Annotated in this window: 2 protein-coding genes; both read right to left on the bottom strand. The window is 53.5% G+C overall.

Annotation, left to right across the window (positions count from 1 at the left end; genetic code table 11):
- Positions 1–431 (bottom strand): phage terminase large subunit family protein (locus ACTHSL_RS12745; protein ID WP_137464025.1); only part of this gene is annotated, 431 nt, incomplete at its 3' end.
- The gene (locus tag ACTHSL_RS12740) at positions 406–951 is read right to left on the bottom strand and encodes a DNA-packaging protein (RefSeq protein ID WP_000453580.1); all 546 of its coding nucleotides are present in this window, start codon (positions 949–951) and stop codon (positions 406–408) included. The genes ACTHSL_RS12740 and ACTHSL_RS12745, both read right to left, overlap by 26 nt.
- Positions 952–1027: the final 76 nt, after the last annotated feature.

Here is a 1027-nt window from a genome sequence, read left to right as displayed (position 1 = left end):
GTGTTATCCCGGTGCTTTTTGCCATACCACGGGGCCAGCGCCAGCAGCGACGGAATATCACGAATAGTCGGCTCAACGTGGGTTTTCATAAAGTTCTCGGCATCACCATCCGTCGGCAACCAGATAAGGGTGTTGCGCTGCTTATGCTCTATAAAGTAGGCATAAACACCCAGCAGCATTTTGGAATAACCGACACGGGCAGACTTCACCACATTCACCTCACGGATGTAGTCGCTGCCCATCGCATTCATGATGGCCCGCTGAAAGGGCAGTGTTTCCCAGCGCCCTTCCTGGTATGCGGATTCTTTCGGGAGATAGTAATTAGCATCCGCCCATTCAACGGCGGTCTGTGGCTCCGGCCTGAACAGTGAGCGAAGCCCGGCGCGGACAAAATGCCGCAGCCTGTTAACCTGACTGTTCGATATATTCACTCAGCAACCCCGGTATCAGTTCATCCAGCGCGGCTGCTTTGTTCATGGCTTTGATGATATCCCGTTTCAGGAAATCAACATGTCGGTTTTCCAGTTCCGGAAAACGCCGCTGCACCGACAGGGGGAGCCCGTCGAGAATACTGGCAATTTCACCTGCGATCCGCGACAGCACGAAAGTACAGAATGCGGTTTCCACCACTTCAGCGGAGTCTCTGGCATTCTTCAGTTCCTGTGCGTCGGCCTGCGCACGCGTAAGTCGATGGCGTTCGTACTCAATAGTTCCTGGCTGGAGATCTGCCTCGCTGGCCTGCCGCAGTTCTTCAACCTCCCGGCGCAGCTTTTCGTTCTCAATTTCAGCATCCCTTTCGGCATACCATTTTATGACGGCGGCAGAGTCATAAAGCACCTCATTACCCTTGCCACCGCCTCGCAGAACGGGCATTCCCTGTTCCTGCCAGTTCTGAATGGTACGGATACTCGCACCGAAAATGTCAGCCAGCTGCTTTTTGTTGACTTCCATTGTTCATTCCACGGACAAAAACAGAGAAAGGAAACGACAGAGGCCAAAAAGCTCGCTTTCAGCACCTGTCGTTTCC

It is taken from the genome of Neisseria sp. P0008.S010, from assembly GCF_051962715.1.
GTDB lineage: Bacteria > Pseudomonadota > Gammaproteobacteria > Burkholderiales > Neisseriaceae > Neisseria > Neisseria elongata.
Note: the sequence above shows the minus strand (reverse complement) of the source record. Positions and strands in the feature narration are given on the sequence as shown.